At 62.1% G+C, this 19,854-nt stretch carries 16 protein-coding genes and 2 riboswitches; of the genes, 9 read left to right on the top strand and 7 right to left on the bottom strand.

The window, feature by feature from the left end:
* Positions 1–228 precede the first annotated feature (228 nt).
* Both NWI_RS15055 and NWI_RS15050 read left to right on the top strand, forming a co-directional pair.
* Complete coding sequence (locus NWI_RS15055) at positions 229–588, top strand: PRC-barrel domain-containing protein (RefSeq protein ID WP_148203882.1); 360 nt, start codon at positions 229–231, stop codon at positions 586–588.
* 643 nt (positions 589–1,231) lie between these two features.
* On the top strand, positions 1,232–2,413 hold the full coding sequence (locus NWI_RS15050) for a sensor domain-containing diguanylate cyclase (RefSeq protein ID WP_011316076.1): 1,182 nt from the start codon (positions 1,232–1,234) through the stop codon (positions 2,411–2,413).
* A gap of 128 nt (positions 2,414–2,541) precedes the next feature.
* Here NWI_RS15050 and NWI_RS15045 read toward each other — a convergent pair whose 3' ends face one another.
* Both NWI_RS15045 and NWI_RS15040 read right to left on the bottom strand, forming a co-directional pair.
* Positions 2,542–3,582 (bottom strand): MBL fold metallo-hydrolase, encoded by a 1,041-nt coding sequence (locus NWI_RS15045; protein WP_011316075.1) that lies wholly within the window; start codon positions 3,580–3,582, stop codon positions 2,542–2,544.
* A gap of 292 nt (positions 3,583–3,874) precedes the next feature.
* Positions 3,875–4,345, bottom strand: a complete 471-nt coding sequence (locus NWI_RS15040) for a hypothetical protein (protein ID WP_011316074.1) — start codon at positions 4,343–4,345, stop codon at positions 3,875–3,877.
* Between the two features lie 346 nt (positions 4,346–4,691).
* Here NWI_RS15040 and NWI_RS15035 point away from each other — a divergent pair, with 346 nt between their 5' ends.
* Positions 4,692–5,363, top strand: a complete 672-nt coding sequence (locus NWI_RS15035) for a DUF938 domain-containing protein (RefSeq protein ID WP_011316073.1) — start codon at positions 4,692–4,694, stop codon at positions 5,361–5,363.
* A 54-nt stretch (positions 5,364–5,417) separates the two neighbouring features.
* Here NWI_RS15035 and NWI_RS15030 read toward each other — a convergent pair whose 3' ends face one another.
* The 4 genes from NWI_RS15030 to NWI_RS15015 all read right to left on the bottom strand — a co-directional run bounded on the left by NWI_RS15030 (position 5,418) and on the right by NWI_RS15015 (position 10,854).
* A complete protein-coding gene (locus NWI_RS15030; RefSeq protein ID WP_011316072.1) occupies positions 5,418–6,455 on the bottom strand; it encodes an amino acid ABC transporter substrate-binding protein in 1,038 nt (345 codons plus the stop codon).
* 55 nt (positions 6,456–6,510) lie between these two features.
* On the bottom strand, positions 6,511–7,101 hold the full coding sequence (locus tag NWI_RS15025) for a L,D-transpeptidase (RefSeq protein ID WP_011316071.1): 591 nt from the start codon (positions 7,099–7,101) through the stop codon (positions 6,511–6,513).
* Between the two features lie 390 nt (positions 7,102–7,491).
* Positions 7,492–9,831: a 5-methyltetrahydropteroyltriglutamate--homocysteine S-methyltransferase gene (metE, locus tag NWI_RS15020; RefSeq protein WP_041345181.1), complete on the bottom strand. Its 2,340-nt coding sequence runs from the start codon at positions 9,829–9,831 to the stop codon at positions 7,492–7,494.
* Between the two features lie 109 nt (positions 9,832–9,940).
* Positions 9,941–10,146: riboswitch (cobalamin riboswitch) on the bottom strand.
* Positions 10,147–10,185: 39 nt separating this feature from the next.
* Complete coding sequence (locus NWI_RS15015) at positions 10,186–10,854, bottom strand: epoxyqueuosine reductase QueH (RefSeq protein WP_041345688.1); 669 nt, start codon at positions 10,852–10,854, stop codon at positions 10,186–10,188.
* Between the two features lie 199 nt (positions 10,855–11,053).
* Positions 11,054–11,275, top strand: a riboswitch (cobalamin riboswitch).
* A 113-nt stretch (positions 11,276–11,388) separates the two neighbouring features.
* Here NWI_RS15015 and NWI_RS15010 point away from each other — a divergent pair.
* Complete coding sequence (locus tag NWI_RS15010; protein ID WP_011316068.1) at positions 11,389–14,298, top strand: ribonucleoside-diphosphate reductase subunit alpha; 2,910 nt, start codon at positions 11,389–11,391, stop codon at positions 14,296–14,298.
* 92 nt (positions 14,299–14,390) lie between these two features.
* Positions 14,391–15,566, top strand: coding sequence for a ribonucleotide-diphosphate reductase subunit beta (locus NWI_RS15005; RefSeq protein WP_011316067.1), 1,176 nt, complete (start codon positions 14,391–14,393; stop codon positions 15,564–15,566).
* A gap of 113 nt (positions 15,567–15,679) precedes the next feature.
* Here NWI_RS15005 and NWI_RS15000 read toward each other — a convergent pair whose 3' ends face one another.
* Positions 15,680–16,126, bottom strand: coding sequence for a VOC family protein (locus tag NWI_RS15000; RefSeq protein WP_011316066.1), 447 nt, complete (start codon positions 16,124–16,126; stop codon positions 15,680–15,682).
* Positions 16,127–16,410: 284 nt separating this feature from the next.
* On the opposite strand from NWI_RS15000, the gene NWI_RS14990 reads away from it, so the two are divergent.
* The 4 genes from NWI_RS14990 (at position 16,411) to NWI_RS14975 (ending at position 19,748) form a co-directional block, all read left to right on the top strand.
* A complete protein-coding gene (locus tag NWI_RS14990; protein WP_011316065.1) occupies positions 16,411–16,881 on the top strand; it encodes a MarR family winged helix-turn-helix transcriptional regulator in 471 nt (156 codons plus the stop codon).
* A 276-nt stretch (positions 16,882–17,157) separates the two neighbouring features.
* The gene (locus tag NWI_RS14985) at positions 17,158–17,589 is read left to right on the top strand and encodes a hypothetical protein (protein WP_148203881.1); all 432 of its coding nucleotides are present in this window, start codon (positions 17,158–17,160) and stop codon (positions 17,587–17,589) included.
* Between the two features lie 345 nt (positions 17,590–17,934).
* A complete protein-coding gene (locus NWI_RS14980; RefSeq protein WP_011316063.1) occupies positions 17,935–18,453 on the top strand; it encodes an RNA polymerase sigma factor in 519 nt (172 codons plus the stop codon).
* Positions 18,454–18,743: 290 nt separating this feature from the next.
* Positions 18,744–19,748 carry a FecR family protein gene (locus NWI_RS14975; protein WP_011316062.1) on the top strand — a complete coding sequence of 335 codons (1,005 nt, stop codon included), beginning with the start codon at positions 18,744–18,746 and terminating at the stop codon, positions 19,746–19,748.
* The last annotated feature ends 106 nt before the right edge of the window (positions 19,749–19,854 follow it).

Here is a 19,854-nt window from a genome sequence, read left to right as displayed (position 1 = left end):
CTTTCAGCAGCAGACCGCAGGGGTATCGATTTTCTGATGCCCTCACCTTCCAATGCCTTCACTTAAGATATCTGCACTTGAGATATCTGCTCCTGTGTTACGTTCTGGACATAGGAACGAAGGCGATCGCGGGGTGTTTTCAATTTTCAAACCAAGGAGGTTCACTTGAAAGCACTTAGCATCGCTGCGGCACTTCTCTTCGTTCTCCCGACTGCATCATTCGCTGAAATGACCGCAAAGACACCCTCGCAGGCGGCTGCCCCGATCGCCGCGACGGGAGACTGGAGCGCGTCCAAGATGTCGGGCGTGAACATCTATAACGAGGCGAACGAAAAGGTCGGAGAGATTTCCGACGTCATCATCAACGCGCAAGGCCAGGTCAAAGGCGTTGTTATCGAGGCGGGCGGCTTCCTCGGAATGGGAACGCACTACGTCCTGGTCGCGATGGACAGTCTGAAGTTCGCGAACAAGGCGGACAAGGCGAGTACGGGGCAGACCTCCGACACGAAACGGGAGTGGTTTCCGGATCGTGCGGTCCTGAACGTCACCAAGGATCAGCTCAAATCGACGCCGGAGTTCAAGTACTGAGCCGGAATGAATCACGCGGAGTTGCACCTACGATTCCATTCGGTCTGATATGATTGACCGCAGCCAGCGCCATTTTACTCGTCCCTTTGGCGCTGGCTACGACCGCTGAGGCGCTTACCACCGCCTCGGCGGTTCTTCCCTCCGGGTACCTCCGTTAACGTCATCCTTCCTTCTCGTTCCGCCCTTCTTCTCGTTCCGTTCTGAGCATGCGGCCGGACCGAAGGCGGTTCTGTTGGAAGGAGCGGTCAGCCGGTGCGTGCCCTGGAACCGTTCCTACCCATCCAGGTATGTCGATTGCGCGGGACGGGATCTTGTCCGCGCGACATCACCGCTCGGGAACCCAGCGGCAGCGAAGGTCTCCGATAGGGTTTTATACTTAGGGTGGGCCACCGTAGCGGGTAGGAGGCCTGAGGGGTCAAACGACTGTTCTGGCAAGCCCGGCTTCGACGAAGTTCCCTGACCGCGATCCGCCAGGTGATCAGGCTTCACGTTTTCGAGGCCGATGTTCACAATTTGAAGAGATGCCTTAGGTCTGCGTGAACCGCTACCTTGCTCCGGATGACATCTAGCTAATGGTGTTAATCACCTGGCGCGTAGTATTGGTGGCAAGACACGCGCAAGAGAGGAAGGCGGCGGAACGGGGATGCCATTTCGAACCGAGACAGTGCGGGACGGCGTCTACGTTGAGCTCGTCCGGAGTCTCTACACCACGCTGATACCAACGACGATCATGTCGATCGGCTATGTTCTGTCGCTGAGCGTCATGGCCTTCGAAGCCGGTGATCGGGTGCTCGCGGTCTTTTCGTTCATCGGCCTGCTGTCCAATGCCGCGCGGATCTGGATTCTGATAGGGGGCCGCGCAGAGGCCGCGGCGTCCGACCTCGAGATCACCCGAGCACGCGCGCTGGAGAAGCGCTTTGCGCTGGCTTATTATCAGTTCGCCGTCGTGCTGGGCGTGTCCGCCGCCTACGTCTTCATGCTCGACCCCGCGCGGTTCCATATGCTGATGATATGCCTGCTCGTCGGCTATGGTGCCGGTGCGGCGACGGGTGTGGGCTTGCGACCGCGGATCGCCATTACAAGCATGCTGGTTGCGATCGTCCCCACCATTTTGGTCGCTGCGTGGCACCATGAGCCGATCTATTGGATTACCGCGGCAATGACGTCGGCGTTGCTCGCCGGCGGCTGCCAGAGCCTGCTCGCCCGCTGGCGCGTCACCAGCACCGAGATCGCGAGGCGGCTGACGTTCGAAGCGCTGGCGCGACGGGACGTCCTGACCACGCTTCCGAACCGGCTCGCATTGCGCGAATGGTTCGACAGCCATATCGCGGTCGGTTCCGGCCAGCGGCTTCTTGCGGTGCATTGCCTCGATCTCGATAACTTCAAGCCTGTGAACGATGTGTTCGGCCATCCCGTCGGTGACGGTTTGCTCAAGGCGATCGCCATGCGCCTCATACAGACGCTCCGGCCTGGCGACATTGTCGCGCGGTTGGGAGGCGATGAGTTCGCCGTCATCCAGCGCGACCTCCACGATCCCGATGAAGCCGCGGCGCAGGCGCAGCAGTTTCGCGCCGCGATCGCTGAACCATTCCTGGTCCATGGGCATGAAATCAGCGTGACGACCTGCGTCGGCTACGCGCTGTGTTATTGTGGAGCGGCCGATCTCGATGAACTCCTCGGCCTTGCGGACCAGGCCCTCTACATTGCCAAGAACACCGACACCGGCGTGGAGTACGATGACTCGCTGTTGAGAAGCGCGCTCCGTATGGATGATTGGTACGAAAGTTCGCGTTCACAATCGCAATCCGCACACCCTATGGCGTGAGCGATGGCGCCGATATCGTTATCGCGCTTCCGCGGTGAGCCGTCCGTCATGCGGCCGTCCATCCTGAAGCGAACGAGACACCGTGATGGGCGATATTGAACGGCGCGAAAGTCGAGGATCCCGCTGATTCAGTCCGCGACCACCGGTCCGCCGGCTCTTTTCCAGGCGTCGATGCCGCCCTCGATATGCACCGCGTTGGTCAGGCCGGCGTCCTTCGCCGCGGTGACGGCCATGGCTGAGCGCTCGCCGAAGGCGCAGAAGAACACGATGCGTCGTCCGGTTGCGGCGGCCACCTCGCGCAACATGCCGCCGGGCTTCAGGCTGTCGGCGATGTCGGGGTAGGGCGCATGCAGCGCGCCGGCCAGCGTGCCGTGCCTGGCTCGCTCGTGAGCTTCGCGAAGATCGACCGGCAGGATGTCGGGCTGGCCGAGCCGGGCGATCGCCTCTCGCGGCGTCATTGCAAGGCCCTGCTTCGCCAGGTCGTCCTGCCTGAGGCCGACATGCATGTTGGCGGGAATCACCACGTCCATCAGCTTCGGGTTCGGCAGTTTCAGGTTGTCCATCAGCTCGACATATTCGTCTATCGAACGCACCTGAAGCCGCGGGTTGTGGCGCCGCTCCTCGCCGATGGTGGAGACCGTGTCGCCTTTGTAGTCGTGCGCGGGAAACACCATGGTCTCGTCGGGCAGTTTCAAAAGCCGATTGAAGATCGAATCATATTGCGCGCGTGCGCTGCCGTTCTGGAAATCGGTGCGGCCGGTGCCGCGGATCAGCAGCGTGTCGCCGGTGAAGACGCGGTCACCCATGAGGTAACTGTAGGAATCGTCGGTGTGGCCCGGCGTATACATGACGTCGAGACCGATGCCCTCGATATTGACCTTGTCGCCATCGCTGACTCGCATCGACACCACGTCGGCCCTGGTCTGCTCGCCCATCACGGTCACGCACTGGGTGCGATCCCGCAGTTCGCCGAGCCCGGTGATATGATCGGCATGAAGATGCGTGTCGATGGCCTTCACAAGCCTGAGGTTGAGCTCGCGCAGCAACTGGCAGTAACGGTCGACCTTCTCCAGTACCGGATCAATGATCAGCGCCTCGCCTCCGGCGCGGCTCGCCATCAGGTAGCTGTAGGTTCCGGAGACGCTGTCGAACAGCTGGCGAAAGATCATGATCGTACGACCTGTCCCCTGTTACAACTCTGCCCCCCGTGCGGTTCTTTCTTGCCCGTGACGGCTCCAGCAAATCTATGCTGCACGCAGGCGATTGCAACCGGGCACAGTCTGGCGCGCGGTCACCTCGAGCGTTTTCGAGCGAAGCATGTCCTCGGGCTTGAGCCCTAAGGATGGAATCCGGTTCGTGTGAAGAAAACGCGTCGAATCAAAATTATAGGGTCCGCTTCTGATTCTATCGGAAACAGAAAGGCTCTAGGGAGCGCTTCGGGACATCACAGTCAGCGGCTGGTCACGGCCGCACGTAGCTCCAACCCTTCTCCTGCAACTCCAACAGCCGCACCACGCCCAAAGGCACGATCATCGTTCCCGGCAGCATTTCGAGCGGACGGCCTTCCTTTTTCTCCATGTTCTCCTTGGTGTTGTTGCAGGCAGAGAACTGGATCCTGCTGGGGGATGCGCTTTCCCGGATACGCTTGATGCGCTCCTTCACAGGCGAGGTGTCTATTCGGAGCATATGGAGGCCCGGGCCGCACGCCATGATTTCGACGGCCACGGTCTGATCAAGGCCGCGATAGTATTCGATTACGTCGGTGGCGTTGGTCAGTGCGAAGTCCATGGTGTGCCGATCGTTGTGGTCGACCTGGATCACAAGGCGATGTTGCGGCTCGGGAGGTTGAGTGTCGACGGGTTGCGACTCGGTGGCGAAGCCATGCGAGGTGAATGCAATCAGCAGTCCCGCCGCGGCAATGATATGACGCATAAATACCTCCTGTGGTCGTCGCGATCCTGTCGCACGCATTGCTGCTCAGGCGCGTGCAGATTCCCGGGCAAATCCCATCGCAGGATCGCCCGAGCAGTTCGGAGAACACCGGTAATGATAGCGTACGTCGCGCGCCTTGCCTTTGGCAAGCTTCCGGTCGGGGATTCGAGGAGTTTCTCCAGCCGTCCCTCCAAGGGCAGTAGCGCGAGACTGCGGAGTCGTGATTCGGGCTTGATCTCCGTCTTCACGGTCCGCATCCTGGATCCGTGTCGCTCCTCGCACCGCGACCTCGCCGCCGTCATCGGCGAGCGTGCAGGCATTGCGCCGGAATGAAAGGCAACGTCTCATGGCCGACAACCCTGACATCGGCAACGACCGCCGGCCGTGGACAGCCGATGACCGCCTCGACGCGGCGGCGTTTCACCGCAACCATGTCGCGATCTGGACGGTTCTCGAAAAATTCCTGCGCGGCAAGACAGGCGATGTGCTCGAGGCCGGCAGCGGCACTGGGCAGCACGTCGTTTTCTTTGCGCGGCACTCGCCCGGCGTCACCTGGTGGCCGACCGATCTCAACGACCATCATCTCCGCAGCATCGCGGCGTGGACCGCCCGCGAGAACCTCGCCAACGTCCGGCCACCCCGGCGGATCGACCTGTCGAACCCAGGGCAATTGGCGGAAATGAGCGAGAGGCCCGGCGCGCTGCTCGCGGTATTCTGCGCCAATGTGATCCATATCGCGCCGTGGCGTGTCGCCGAGGGTCTGTTCGCGGGCGCCGCGCACTGTCTGCGCCCGGATGGACGGCTGTTTCTCTATGGACCGTTCAAGCGGGACGGGCGGCATACCGCGCCGAGCAACGAGGCGTTCGACGCCGGTCTTCGCAACACCGATCCCGAGTGGGGCGTGCGCGACATTGACGAGGTCGCGGCGCTGGCGAAGCACAATGGCCTGACGCTCGCGGAGATCACCGATATGCCCGCCAACAATCTCATCCTGACGTTTGAACGCGAGCCGGAATGAACCCGGAGTGAGCGGCGTCTGATTCTCACCCCATGCCCATTCCGCTCAGGAAGTTTATCGCAGCGGCGGAGCGTACATGATACCGCCGGCGTTCCAGGGCTGATTCAGGCCGCGCGGAATCTTCAGCCTCGACTCGGTCCCGATATTGCGGTCGTAGACCTCGCCGTAATTGCCGACGTGGCGGATGATACGCGCCGCCCAGTCCTTCGTCAGTCCGAGGGCCTCGCCATATTGCCCTTCGGTGCCGACGAGCCGCATCACGTCGGGCTTGGTCGATTTCATCGCCTCGTCGATATTCTTCGAGGTGACGCCGAGTTCCTCGGCATTGATCATCGCGTAGAGCGTCCATTTGATGATCATCATCCAGTCGTCGTCGCGCTGGCGGACAACAGGCGCCAGAGGCTCCTTCGAGATCACATCGGGCAGGATGAAGCTCTCATTGGGCTTGGTCAGCCGCAGCCTCAGTGCGTAGAGCTGCGAAACGTCGGCGGTCACCACATCGCATCTGGCCTCGTCATAGGCCCTCAGCACATCCTCCAGCTTCTCGAACCTGATCTCCTCGTATTTCAGGTTATTGGCCCTGAAATAATCAGCAAGGTTGAGCTGGGTCGTGGTGGCGGACTGGACACAGATCTTGGTATCGCCGAGATCGAGCGCGGAGTCGGCCTTGCGCGAGGTGCGGACCATGAAGCCTTCGCCGTCATAATAGGCGACCGCCGGGAAGTAGAGATTGAAATTGGTTTCCCGCGACATGCTCCAGGTCGAGTTGCGTGCGAGGATGTCGACCTTGCGGCTCTGCAATTCCTTGAACCGTTCGTCGGCGGCGAGGGGAACGAACTTCACCTTCGATGGATCATCGAAGATCGCGGCCGCGACGGCGCGGCAGAAATCCACGTCGAAGCCGGACCAGTTGCCCTTCTCGTCCGAACTCGAAAAACCGGGCAGGCCGGTGTTGACGCCGCACAGCACCGCGTCGCGGCGGAGTGTCCGTTTCAGGGTCTTGGTATCATAGCGCTCATAGGTGATCGCCATCGCAGCGATGGCGGTGGCGATGGCGAGGCCTATCAGGAGACCGCCTCGAAATGTCCGCATGGATAGCCCCTCTCGCAATGTCGGAAAGTATCGGCGCGAATGACGTGATGATGAATTAAAGCTTGGGTTTCTGCCGCACGATCACCCGCGTGCCGACCGGAATGCGATCATAGAGATCGATAACGTCGGCGTTGACCAGGCGGAAGCAGCCCGAGGAAATCGCGGTCCCGATGGTATCGGGCTGGTTGGTGCCATGAATGCGATAGACAGTGGTGCCGAGATACATCGCGCGGGCTCCCATCGGATTGCCGGGGCCGCCCGCCATGAAGCGGGGCAGGTAAGGCTGGCGCGCGATCATTTCCGGGGGCGGGGTCCAGTCCGGCCATTCCGCCTTGCGCGTGATATTGAGAATGCCCTGCCATTGAAAGCCTGCGCGGCCGACGCCGATGCCGTAGCGGATCGCGCGGCCGTTGCCCTGAATGAGATAAAGGTGACGTTCCGCGGTCTGGATGATGATGGTGCCGGGCGGCTCGGTCGTGCGATAGAGCACCACCTGCTTGCGGTATTCCGGGTCGAGCTGGAACGAATCATCGGCAACGAGACCAGGCTGATCGCCGTCGAACCGCTGCGTAAAGCCGGGCGTGGCCGAGAGCATCAGGCTCCCCATAGCAACAACCGCCAGAATCAGGGGCCGAAACGCGGTCATCGCTTGTCTCCTCGCTTGCCGCACGGCGGATGCTCTCCCGCCTGCGTTCTCGTCAAATCACACCTATGGCATAAAATCGCAGCCACGGCGTGATGGCAAGCGATCGCACGGCGCCGGCCCGGAAAAGCGTAAAGCTTTCGGGATCCGCTCCTGCCTGCGGATTTGACGTTTCGATCCGGCCGGACCCCAATCAGACTCAAACTGAAGAGGCGCGGCAAGGGGCCTGTTATCTACCCCCTGTTATCTACCATAGAGCGCGATAGGTGAGCGCGATAGGTTCAGCCGGATCAAAAACATGGATGGCCGGGACCATAGGCGAGTGAAGCGACGCCGTTCTTCGATCGGCTATGCCCGGCCATCAGGACGACGGTGCTGATGCCTCAGCTGTCGTTAACGCATCAGCTTCGCCGCCTCCACCATGTTGACGAGCGCCGGCCTGACCTCTTCCCACTTGCGGGTCTTCAGCCCGCAATCCGGATTGATCCAGATCTGCCTGTCGGAAAGGCGCTCGCGTGCAAGTTTGAGCAGCCCGGTCATCTCATCGACCGCCGGCACACGCGGAGAGTGGATGTCGTAGACGCCGGGGCCGATCTCGTTCGGGTACTTGTAGGTCTTGAAGGCGTCGAGCAGTTCCATCTTGGACCGCGAGGTCTCGATGGAGATGACGTCGGCGTCCATCGACGCGATCGCGTCGATGATGTCGTTGAACTCCGAATAGCACATGTGGGTGTGGATCTGCGTGGCGTCGGCGACGCCGCTGGCGCACAGACGGAAGCATTCGACGGCCCAGTCAAGATAGGTCTTCCATTCCGACCGGCGCAGCGGCAACCCTTCGCGCAGCGCGGCCTCGTCGATCTGGATCATGGTCGCGCCGGCTTGCTCCAGGTCCGAGACCTCATCGCGGATCGCAAGCGCGATCTGCCGGCAGGCGAGGCTGCGCGGCACGTCGTCACGCACGAAGGACCAGTTGAGAATGGTGACGGGGCCGGTGAGCATGCCCTTCATCGGCTTCGCGGTCAGGGACTGTGCGTATTTCCACCAGCCGACGGTCATCGGTCTGGGCCGGGACACGTCGCCGAACAGGACCGGCGGGCGGACGCAGCGCGAGCCGTAGCTCTGCACCCAGCCGTGCCGGGTGAACGCGAATCCGGACAGCTGCTCGCCGAAATACTGCACCATGTCGTTCCGCTCGAACTCGCCATGCACCAGCACGTCGAGGCCGATGTCCTCCTGCCAGCGGATGGTTCGCGCCGTCTCCTCCTGCAGGAATTTCTCGTAGTCGGTGTCGCTCAGCGTCCCCTTGGCGTGGGCCGAGCGCGCCTTTCGAACCTCGGCGGTCTGCGGGAATGAACCGATCGTGGTGGTCGGGAACGGCGGCAGCCCGAAGCGCTCGCGTTGCAATTTCGCGCGCTCTGCGAACGCGCTCTTGCGCCGCGCCATGTCGGAGGTGACGGCCGCGATCCGGCCCTCGACCTTGGCGTCGTGAACCTTCGGCGACGCCTTGCGCGCAGCGGCCGCGTCCGCCGATGCTTTCAGGGCGTCGGCGACCGAGGCGCGGCCCTTGGCGAGCGCCTCGCCGAGCGTCGCAAGCTCACCCATCTTCTGCACCGAGAAGGCGAGCCAGCTCTTCAACTCCGCGTCGAGATCGGTTTCCAGCGATACGTCGATCGGCACGTGCAGAAGCGAGCAGGAGGGCGCGATCTGCACACGATCGGCGCCGCGTTCGGAGACGACGGGCTCCAGGCGGTCGAGCAACGCGGGAAGATTGGCGCGCCAGATATTGCGGCCGTCGATCACGCCGAGCGACAGGATCAGATCGTGCGGCGCCTTTGCCGCTACCGCCTCGAGCTGGTCCGGCGCGCGAGCGAGATCGATGTGAAGTCCCGTGACCGGCAGCGACAATGCGGCATCCAGGTTGTCGCCGAGCCCGCCGAAATAAGTGGTCAGCATGACCTTCAGCTTCGGCAGCGCGTCCGCGAGCTGTTCATAAGCCGCGCGCAACACCTTGCGGGTCGCGTCGTCGAGATCGAGAACGAGACAGGGCTCGTCGATCTGCACCCACTCGGCGCCCTCCGCCGCAAGGCGTTTGAGCACATCGATATAGACCGGAAGCAAGTCAGGAAGCAGCGACAGCGGATCGAGATTCGCGTCCTTGCTCTTGCCGAGTTTCAGATAGGTGACGGGACCGAGCAGCACCGGCCGGGTCTGGTAGCCGAGCGCCTTGGCCTCGCGATATTCATCGATGGCCTTGAGCGAAGAGAGCTGAAACCGTTGGCCGCTGGTGAATTCAGGGACCATGTAGTGGTAGTTGGTGTCGAACCACTTGGTCATTTCCTGCGCCGGCGCGCCATGAGCGTGACCGTCGCCCTGATGACCATGCGCGCAGGCCGCATCGTCATTCCCGCCCTGGGCGCCTCGCGCCATCGCGAAATAGGTCGCGAGCGGCACGGGTCCGCTTTTCCATCCGTAGATGTCCGGGATCGCGCCGACCATGACGCTGGTGTCGAGCACATGATCATAGAAGGTGAAATCGTTCGACGGGATGACGGTGACGCCGAGCGATTTCTGGCGCGCCCAGTTCGCGGCGCGCAATCCGGCCGCCGCTTCAAGCAATGCGGATTCGTCGGACTTGCCGGACCAGTAGCTTTCGAGCGCGGTTTTCAGTTCGCGGCGCGGACCGATGCGCGGCGTGCCGAGCGTAGCCACGGGAAGAGGAGAGGAAACAGACACTGGCTTTACCCCATGTGTTGGGGGCTGGGCCTTAGCGACGCGGCATGGGAATCCTGGCGGCGCGCCGCCATCGAGACCGCAAGCGCACCACCGGGACACCCCGCCCGAGGACGACTATGTTGCCGGGGCAGGTCTCCTGGCTCGCGGGTCTCAGCTTTGGTCCGGCCTTCCCGGGACAACACCCAGTGGCATGATGGACCACGGCTCACCGCTTACAGTTGCGGGGGCAGCGCCGGCTTTATCCGAAGACACACCGGCTTCCCTCTTAGCTCCGGGCGTGAATCGTCCCGGAGAACCTCGACCCCCCATCCTATGGGCCAGCGTCCACGGGCCGTCAACCGGCACGGACGAATCTTATGTCGCGTCCGGTTCCTCGCCTTGCCGGTAGAATTGCGTCCCGATCACGATAGGTGCCCGGCCATGATTCCGGCGGTGTTGATTGGTGTCGCGCAACGAATAGACGCAGCCGCAATATTCCTGCTGATAGAATTGCTCGCGCTTGCTGATCTCGATCATCCGCTGCGCGCCGCCGCCCTTGCGCCAGTTGAAGTCCCAATATGACACACCGGGATAACGTCCGGCCGCGCGATGACCGCAGTCGTTGATCTGCGCCATGTTCTTCCATCGGGAGATGCCGAGGCAGGACGTCATCACCGGAAAACCATGCTCATGCGCATAGAGCGCGGTGCGTTCGAATCGCATGTCGAAGCACATGGTGCAGCGCGCTCCGCGCTCGGGCTCCCACTCCATCCCCCTGGCGCGGGCGAACCAGTTGTCCTTGTCGTAATCGGCGTCGACGAACGGCACGCCATGCTTCTCCGCGAAGCGGACGTTCTCGTCCTTGCGCAGCAGATATTCTTTGAGGGGATGGATGTTCGGATTGTAGAAGAAGATCGTGTAATCGATCCCCGACGCCAGCATCGCCTCCATCACCTCGCCGGAGCACGGCGCGCAACAGGAGTGCAGAAGCACTTTCTTCTGTCCGTTCGGGGGCGTCAGATTCGGTCGGACGAATTCGGTCACGGTCAGGCTCAACGGTTGAGGCGCGGGAACAACGCCGCAGCCTGTCCGCCGGGATAATGGTCTGAACAGCCGGAGCGTCAAGGGCCGGTCAATCGATTGGTGGAAATTTCGTCCGGGCTGTATCCGGCCTCGCTTGTGGATTGCGAGCATTGGCGTCCGGATTCGAAAACGATTCATTGACTCCGAATGTGCTGTAGCTACTAAATATAGTGGCCAAGGTCTCTCGAGTCGCAACACCGAGAGCTAAGAGGGAAGCCGGTGCGTCTCGGTCCGTGATCCGGGCAAGGCCGGCGCTGCCCCCGCAACTGTAAGCGGCGAGCCGAAGTCCACTTGAGTGTCACTGGGGCTGCAAGGCTCTGGGAAGACCGGACCGATGCCTGGACCCGCAAGTCAGTAGACCTGCCGTGGCAAAAAAAGAATGTCCCTGGGCGGGGTGTCCCGGCGGGCCGCACGGCAGGAATCGCGACCTCATCGCGGCGTTTTTCTGCGCGCGTCCCGGCTAGACCCCGGCTCGCAACCAGACCGGGGTGAGCGATGTCTGCTGCAACTGAAACTGTACCTGCTGCGCGTATCGTGCGTCCGTCCCTGTCTGCCGCGGCCACGGCGCCGTCGAGCGAACCGGCCTGTCAAGTCATCCGGCGCAACGGCTCGGTGTCGCCGTTCGATTCCGCCAAGATCGCGGTCGCGCTCACCAAGGCGTTTCTGGCGGTCGAGGGCAACAGCGCCGCCGCCTCGCGCCGGGTCCACGACATCGTCACCGGGTTGACCGATCAGATCGTCGCCAGCCTGACGCGACGCTCCGACGCCGGCCGCACCTTCCACATCGAGGACATTCAGGATCAGGTCGAACTCGCGCTGATGCGGAGCGAGCATCACAAGGTCGCGCGCGCCTATGTGCTCTATCGCGAGGAGCGCGCCCGCGAGCGCGCGAAGGCGCAGGAATCGAAGTCGAAGAAGGGCGGCGCGGCGGCGGCGAAAGCGGCGCTGCGGATGAAGTCGGCGGACGGATCGCTGATCGCTCTCGACACCCCGCGCCTCACTGCCGTGGTGGAGGAGGCCTGCGCGGGGCTTGGAGATGTTTCCGCCTCGGCCATTCTGACGGAAACCCATCGCAACCTCTATGACGGCATCAGCGTGGATGAACTGGCGCAGGCACCGATCCTGGCCGCCCGCACGCTGGTCGAGACCGATCCCGATTACGCCAAGGTCAGCGCCCGGCTGCTGCTCGACAAGATGCGCCGCGAGGCCTTGAGCTTTGTCGCGGGGCGGCTTGAGCAGGCCACGCAGGCCGAGATGGCGGAGCGCTATGCGGACTATTTCCTTAGCTATGTGCGGGCCGGCATCGACCATGAACTGCTCGATCCGGAGATCGGCCGCTTCGACCTCGACCGGCTCGCGGCGGCGCTGAAGCCCGAACGCGATCTGCGATTCGACTATCTCGGACTCCAGACCCTCTATGACCGCTACTTCCTGCACGTCCGAAGCGTGCGTTTCGAGCTGCCGCAGGCGTTCTTCATGCGGGTCGCGTGCGGTCTGGCGCTGCGTGAGATCGACCGCGAGGAGAAGGCGATCGCGTTCTACGACCTGCTGTCGTCGTTCGACTTCATGGCCTCGACGCCGACGCTATTCAACGCCGGCACGCTGCGCCCGCAGCTCTCGTCCTGCTTTCTCACGACCGTCGCCGACGATCTCGACGGCATCTTCAAGGCGATCAAGGACAACGCGCTGCTTTCCAAATATGCCGGCGGGCTCGGCAACGACTGGACGCGCGTGCGCGGGCTCGGCGCTCACATCAAGGGCACCAACGGCGAAAGCCAGGGCGTGGTGCCGTTCCTGAAGGTCGCGAACGACACCGCGATCGCCGTCAACCAGGGCGGCAAGCGCAAGGGCGCGGTGTGCGCCTATCTCGAAACCTGGCACATCGACATAGAGGAATTTCTAGACCTGCGAAAGAACACCGGCGACGACCGCCGCCGCACCCATGACATGAACACGGCGAACTGGGTGCCTGACCTCTTCATGCAGCGTGTCGAGGAGGATGGCATGTGGACGCTGTTCTCCCCCGACGAGACGCCGGACCTGCACGATCTCACCGGCAAGGCTTTCGCCGGGCGCTACGCTTACTATGAGGAGAAGGCGGCGCGCGGCGAACTGCGGGTGACGAAGCAGGTCCGCGCCGTCGACCTGTGGCGGCGGATGCTGACCATGCTGTTCGAGACCGGGCATCCCTGGATCACCTTCAAGGATCCCTGCAACCTGCGCTCGCCACAGCAGCATTGCGGCGTGGTGCATTCCTCGAACCTCTGCACCGAGATCACGCTCAACACCTCGAACACGGAGGTCGCGGTCTGCAACCTCGGCTCGGTTAATCTCGTCAACCACATCAAGGACGGCAAGCTCGACCACGAGCACCTCGCGCGCACGGTCAGGATCGCGATGCGGATGCTCGACAACGTGCTGGACGTGAATTTCTACACCATTCCGGAGGCGCGGACCTCGAACCTGCGGCACCGGCCGGTCGGTCTCGGCATCATGGGCTTTCAGGACGCGCTCAACATCCTGCGCCTGCCCTATGCCTCGGATGAAGCCGTTTCCTTCGCCGACGAGAGCATGGAGGCGATCGCCTATCACGCGATCTCCGGCTCGGTCGAACTCGCCGCCGAGCGCGGCCGCTACCCCTCCTATCAGGGCTCGCTGTGGTCGAAGGGCGTCCTGCCGCTGGATTCGCTTGAGCTTGTCGATGAGGCGCGCGGCGCGGAGGTCGACATCGACCGTTCCAGCCGTCTCGACTGGGACTCGTTGCGCCAGCGCGTCATGACCATCGGGATGCGCAATTCGAACTGCATGGCGATCGCGCCGACCGCGACGATCTCCAATATCTGCGGCGTGTCGCAGTCGATCGAGCCCGCCTATCAGAACCTCTACGTCAAATCCAACATGTCCGGCGACTTCACGGTGGTGAACGCGCACCTCGTGCGCGATCTCAAGGCGCGCGGCCTGTGGGACGAGGTGATGATCTCGGACCTCAAATATTTCGACGGCAGCGTCGGCGAGATCGACCGCGTTCCCGATGACCTCAAGGCGCTCTACGCCACCGCCTTCGAGATCGACTCGGCCTGGCTGATCGATGCGGCCGCGCGGCGGCAGAAGTGGATCGACCAGGCGCAGTCGCTCAATCTCTACATCGCTAATCCGAGCGGCAAGAAGCTCGATGCGCTCTATCGCCACGCCTGGAAGCGCGGCCTGAAGACGACCTATTACCTTCGCTCGCGGTCGGCGACGCATGTCGAAAAATCGACTCTCAAGGGTACGGACGGCAAGCTCAACGCGGTCGCCGCGTCGGTATCGGTCGCGCCGTTGAATGGTCATGCCGCGGTCGCTTCCGCGAGCGAAGGATGGAAATCCTGCCGCGTCGATGATCCGACCTGCGAGGCGTGTCAGTAGTCTGCTTACCGTTCCCCGCGTGCGGGAGCAGGGCGCACACCGCATGCGCATCGACGATAAAGATTTTGACGCCAATTTCCAGGAACACGATCATGCTCGATTGGTCCGACACCTCTCCATCCACGCCAGTACGACTTGTTCCGCCGCAGGCGCTTGCGCATAACGACGTAGCCTCTGATTCATCACCGCGCCCGACAAAGACCGACGCGCCCACCGACGCCGCCGGCCTGGGCGACATCGATCGCGGTGGCGCGCGGGTGCGCGTCGACGACAAGCGCATGATCAACGCCCGCGCCGACGTCAACCAGCTCCTGCCGCTCAAGTACCGCTGGGCCTGGGAGAAGTATCTCTCCGGCTGCAACAATCACTGGATGCCGACGGAGGTCTCGATGCAGGCCGACATCGCGCTATGGAAATCGAAGGACGGCCTGACCGATGACGAGCGGCGCATGGTCAAGCGCAACCTCGGTTTCTTCGCAGCGTCGGAATCGCTGGTCGCCAACAACATCGTTCTGGCTATCTACCGCCACCTCACCAATCCCGAATGCCGGCAATATCTGCTTCGCCAGGCTTTTGAGGAAGCCGTTCACACCCACACTTTCCAATACATCGTCGAAAGCCTCGGTCTCGACGAGGGCGAGTTGTTCAACATGTATCGCGAGGTGCCCTCGATCACCGACAAGGCGGCCTGGGCGCTCAAGCACACGCGGCATCTCGACGACCCCGGCTTCAAGACCGGTACGCCGGAAGCGGATCAGGCGTTTCTGCGTGACCTCGTCGCGTTCTACGTCGTGTTCGAGGGGATGTGGTTCTATACCGGCTTCGTACAGATCCTCTCGCTCGGCCGGCGCAACAAGATGGTGGGCATCGCCGAGCAGTATCAATACATCCTGCGCGACGAGTCGATCCACCTGAACTTCGGCATCGACATCATCAACCAGATCAAGATCGAGAATCCTCATCTCTGGTCCAAGCCGTTCCAGGAAGAGGTGCGCGCCATGCTGAAGAACGCCGCCGACCTCGAAGCCGCCTATGGGCGGGACACCATGCCTCGCGGATTTCTCGGCCTGAATGCGACGCTGTGCGAGACCTATATGCATGTCATCGCCAACCGGCGCTGCGCCCAACTCGGGCTCGCGCCGGTGTTTCCCGATGCCGACAATCCCTTCCCATGGATGAGCGAGGCGATGGACCTCAAGAAGGAGAAGAATTTCTTCGAGACGCGCGTCATCGAATATCAGAACGGCGGCGCGCTTGCGTGGGATTGAGCACGATCGCGGACGATATGCCGGCTCCATCGGAGCCGGCGCCCGATCGCATTCCTTGCCTGTAGCGTTTTCAAGCCAAGCATGTCCTCGGGCTTGAGCCCGCGGACCCGCGATCAACCCTGCGGCGGCTTCCAGTCAGCGGATGGGATGACGTTGATCATCCAGGGGATGCCGAACTTGTCGATCAACGTGCCGAAGCCGGGCGACCAGAAGGTTTCCGAGAACGGCATGCCCGCTTTTCCGCCCTCCGACAGTTGATCGAACCAGCGGCGCGCCTCGGTCATGTCCTGGGTGTGCAGGGTGACGTCGAAGCCGTTCTTGGGCTTGTCGATGTTGGAAGCCCATCCGACATCCATGTCGGCGCCCATCAGCGACTGGTCACCGGCATCGAGCCAGCAATGCATCAGCCAGCTCTTGTACTTCTCGTCCGTGATAGGCATGTCCGGCGGCGCATCGGCATACGGAATGGCCGCCTTGATCGTCCCGCCGAGGATCTTGGCGTAAAACTCGAATGCCTCGCGGCACTGGCCCCGGAAGCTGAGGCTGGTCACGATCTTCATGGTCGTCTCCTTATCCCACAGGGGTGTTGACTCGCATCAGTAAGGATGGAGGTGGCAGGACATGCCCGAGCGCCCGGCGATCCAGGCGAGGCGCGTGCTGAAGTCGTCATCGTCGAGCGGCATCAACGTTCGCCGCCCGCCGACAGTTCATCAGGATCGATCGCCTTGGGAACAACCCCTGCTTCCTTCCGTGTCCGTCGATGGGGATGAGGCACCGGAGTTGATTGACGATCTTCTCTATGAGTTGATATCAACGTAATATGGCCGCGGAGTCAAGCTCCCTGATGCGTACATTCTCGGATCCTACCTTCGAAACCACGATTCTGGTGCGCGACACCTGCTTGTGTCTGCACGCCCAGAGGGCGGCGCGCGCGCTCGCACGCCGGTTCGACGACGCACTGAAGCCGGTCGGCCTTACCAACGGGCAATTCTCCCTGCTCATGTCGCTCAACCGGCCGCAACCACCGAACCTCGGCAGCGTGGCGGCGCTGCTGGCCATGGACAGGACGACCCTGACCGCTAATCTCAAGCCGCTGGAACGCCGGCGTCTTGTCGAGACGAAGGCTGACCCAAAGGACGGTCGTGCCCGATTGCTCCGGCTGACGCCTGAGGGTAGAGCCGTTCTCGCTGAGGCAGTGCCGATCTGGCGGCATCTTCATGCGGAAATCGAAAAGGAGCTCTCGGACCCGGATCATCTGCGCCTCGAACTCAACGTGCTGTCGAGATCCGACAAGCGCGGCGGTGTCGCGGGCTGAACAAAAGTCATTCCGGCCCAGGCGCGTGCAGTTGAAATAACCGCTGCTTCCTCCAACGTCTCTTCGGTATACTCCGTCATTTCAACGGGGCAGACGGAAATGCAGGCGAGGATGAACAAACAAACGCTCTTAATTCTAACCGCGATTTCGGTTGCTGCCGCTGACGTTCACGCGGCGTCTGATCTTATTGATGACGCAGCCGGCTCGCAGGCCTGCTTCACCCGCCATTACGATGCCGCTCATCTGGCGAAGAAACCGAATCAGAAGACGACGTCCATGAGGTTCGCGCTGCGGCGTGAAACCTATCCAGACAGCGTCGATACGCCGCTCCTGACTTTCGCCCGACTGGAGATCATGCGTCGCAACGACACCCGGCCGTGGCGGGCCATCGGACAATGCGCGTTTGACCAACAAGCAAACCGCGCCGACGGGCGCGCAATCGTTTCAAACTACGCACACGCCGATGGCATCGCCTGCCATATGACCGGTGAGAATCTCGATGCGGAAGGCGGTATCTTCATGATCGAGCCTGTCGACAACAAGCTGAAGATCTATATTGATGACGACATCACCATGCGAACGGAGGCGCGCGTCACGGAAGGACCGGGCGAGTACGTTGCTTTCGGACCAGCGGACAGCATCTTCATTCTCGATCGCGCCGCGGATGACGCCTGCGCGGACCTGCATAAGTCCATAGCGGCCGAGTAGGGTCAGTGACTGATCCCAGTTGTAAGCATGCCCATCCGCTGACCGAATAGATCATGAGGCATCCCCGCTTCGGATGAAGTCCCAGTAATGGATCGAGATTTCAATGTGATGGATGGTGAGTGGGTTCAACCTCATTTTCTGGCCGACCTTCTTAAACTCATTCTAAATAATTGTGTTTGTGAGGGAAATCCGGTCACGCTAAGAAACTCGGTGCGGCCGGTTCATCCTGGCATGTGGCGGGACCGTGCGACCGGGTCGTTCGGTTGGTCATGTAGGTGGTTTTCCGTTTGGGCGGCTTAGCATTTGGAACGACGCCCGCCGTGATGTTGAACAGGAGACCCCGATATGCTCGGGACGTTGGTTCAGGAGTTGCAGCAGACGGAGGAAGGCCGGCTTCGCCGGTTTTTCCAGCGGCGTTTCCGCAATCGGGCGGATGCCGCGGACGCGACTCAGGAAACCTTCCTTCGGCTGCTGGCGTCGGCGCAGCGCAGCCTGATCGAGAACCCGCAAGCCTATCTGTTCCGGACCGCGCGCAATATCGCCGTCGACCAGGAGCGCCTTCAGCAGCGGCGCGCCCAGGTCGAATGTCCGATCACCGATGAGAAGGCCGTTCTCAATATTCCCTGCGACGCGCCGTCCCCGGAGATGGCGCTGATCGACAAGGAGCGGCTCCATCTCTTCGAGCAGGCGCTGATCGGGCTTCCCGAAAGGCCGAGAAAGGTGCTTCTCCTGAGGCGGATCGAGGGCTGGTCCTATCCCGCCATTGCCCAGCACCTCGGCGTCTCTCCGAATACGGTCTATAATGACGTGCGGCTGGCGATGGGACATTGCATGACCGCCATGGAGCGGCCAAAGCGCGGCTAGATTTTCGCTTCTGATCCAATCAGAAGCGGGCTCCATGTTTTTGATCTGACGCGTTTTCTTCACGCGAACAGGTCATCCGTCCTCGGGTCAGGCCCGAGGACATGCTTCGCTTGAAAACGCTACAGCCAAGACCTGCCTCTCCCGCGCCCGTCCTGACGGGGACTTTTTCTGGATTCCGTTTCTGGATTCCGTCCCGCTCTTTTTTTGTGAGATCGGATCGTGCATGGAGTCATATCTTATGAGACCTCCACGTCTGATGAGACCTCCAGGCAGCAACGCGGGCGATTTGAGTGACACAGGACAACCCTGCCGATCCTGAAGCAGGCGGTTCTTCAAAGCCCGGCGCGGACGATCCGTTCACCGCCGAGGCGCTCGACTGGTTCGTGCGCCTGCAAGGGCAGAGCGGCGATCCCGCGACCAGCCGCGCTTTCAGGGCCTGGCTCGATGGCGATCCGCGTCGGGCGGCGGCGTTCGAGAAGGTCACGGAAGTCTGGGGCGCGGCGGAATTCTTGCAGGCCACCAAAAATGTCGCCGACGCCACGGGGGTTGCTGCTCCACGGCAGAAAACGCGGCGGCGCTCGCTCGCCAAGAAGGCGGCCGCCGTCGCATCGGCCGTGATCGTCGCGTTTGCACTGGCGAAAGGGCCCGACCTGTCGCTGCGGCTGCAGGCCGACTACGTCACCGCCGCGGGTGAACAGCGGTTGGTGACGCTGCCTGACGGATCGCGCCTGACATTGAATACCGGGAGCGCGGTTGCCCTCGACTTCGCGAACGGACAGCGCGACGTCAGGGTGCTGAAGGGAGAGGCTTATTTCGACGTGCGCTCCGGATTGCCGATTCCGTTCCGGGTCGCCGGTCATTTCGGAGATGTCGAAGTCAAGGGCACGGCGTTCTCGGTGAAACTGGATGATAGCGAAGACAACGTGGTTCTCAGCCGCGGCGTCGTGGAGGTCGCGAACCGCGCGCATCCGCGCGAGCACGCCTCACTGTCGCCGGGTGAGACGGTCAGCGTGACGGCGACATCGATCTCGCCAGTCCGGAAAATCGATGCGGAGCGTTCGCTCGCGTGGCTGGAAGGCCGCATTCGTTTCGATGACCGGCCTTTTGGAGAAGTTCTGAACGATCTGCGCCGCTATTATCCCGGAAGAATCTTCGTCGCGACCAGCGCGATCGAGCAGGTCTCGGTGAGCGGGAACTACAAACTGGATCAACCGCTTCTGGTGATCCAGTCGCTGGCGGAAGCCGCCGGTGCGACCGTGACGGTGCTTCCAGGCGGAATCGTCGTGCTGCGCTGACCCGCGCAAACTTTTTTTGTGAGATTGGCGGTCCTTCTCAGTCCTCAGTGATAGGGCGCGACGTTCGCATTCAGCGGACGCGTGGACCCCAGCGTTTTCGAGCGAA

Origin of the sequence: Nitrobacter winogradskyi Nb-255 (genome assembly GCF_000012725.1) — a bacterium.
In the GTDB taxonomy this organism is placed as follows: Bacteria; Pseudomonadota; Alphaproteobacteria; order Rhizobiales; family Xanthobacteraceae; genus Nitrobacter; species Nitrobacter winogradskyi.
Note: the sequence above shows the minus strand (reverse complement) of the source record. Positions and strands in the feature narration are given on the sequence as shown.

What these genes read in the sequence shown, in the direction of transcription:
- NWI_RS15055 (WP_148203882.1), top strand. Translation starts at nt 229, where the DNA reads ATGACCGCAAAGACACCCTCGCAGGCGGCTGCCCCGATCGCCGCGACG.
- NWI_RS15050 (WP_011316076.1), top strand. Translation starts at nt 1,232, where the DNA reads ATGCCATTTCGAACCGAGACAGTGCGGGACGGCGTCTACGTTGAGCTC.
- NWI_RS15045 (WP_011316075.1), bottom strand. Translation starts at nt 3,582, where the DNA reads ATGATCTTTCGCCAGCTGTTCGACAGCGTCTCCGGAACCTACAGCTAC.
- NWI_RS15040 (WP_011316074.1), bottom strand. Translation starts at nt 4,345, where the DNA reads ATGCGTCATATCATTGCCGCGGCGGGACTGCTGATTGCATTCACCTCG.
- NWI_RS15035 (WP_011316073.1), top strand. Translation starts at nt 4,692, where the DNA reads ATGGCCGACAACCCTGACATCGGCAACGACCGCCGGCCGTGGACAGCC.
- NWI_RS15030 (WP_011316072.1), bottom strand. Translation starts at nt 6,455, where the DNA reads ATGCGGACATTTCGAGGCGGTCTCCTGATAGGCCTCGCCATCGCCACC.
- NWI_RS15025 (WP_011316071.1), bottom strand. Translation starts at nt 7,101, where the DNA reads ATGACCGCGTTTCGGCCCCTGATTCTGGCGGTTGTTGCTATGGGGAGC.
- NWI_RS15010 (WP_011316068.1), top strand. Translation starts at nt 11,389, where the DNA reads ATGTCTGCTGCAACTGAAACTGTACCTGCTGCGCGTATCGTGCGTCCG.
- NWI_RS15005 (WP_011316067.1), top strand. Translation starts at nt 14,391, where the DNA reads ATGCTCGATTGGTCCGACACCTCTCCATCCACGCCAGTACGACTTGTT.
- NWI_RS15000 (WP_011316066.1), bottom strand. Translation starts at nt 16,126, where the DNA reads ATGAAGATCGTGACCAGCCTCAGCTTCCGGGGCCAGTGCCGCGAGGCA.
- NWI_RS14990 (WP_011316065.1), top strand. Translation starts at nt 16,411, where the DNA reads ATGCGTACATTCTCGGATCCTACCTTCGAAACCACGATTCTGGTGCGC.
- NWI_RS14985 (WP_148203881.1), top strand. Translation starts at nt 17,158, where the DNA reads ATGAGGTTCGCGCTGCGGCGTGAAACCTATCCAGACAGCGTCGATACG.
- NWI_RS14980 (WP_011316063.1), top strand. Translation starts at nt 17,935, where the DNA reads ATGCTCGGGACGTTGGTTCAGGAGTTGCAGCAGACGGAGGAAGGCCGG.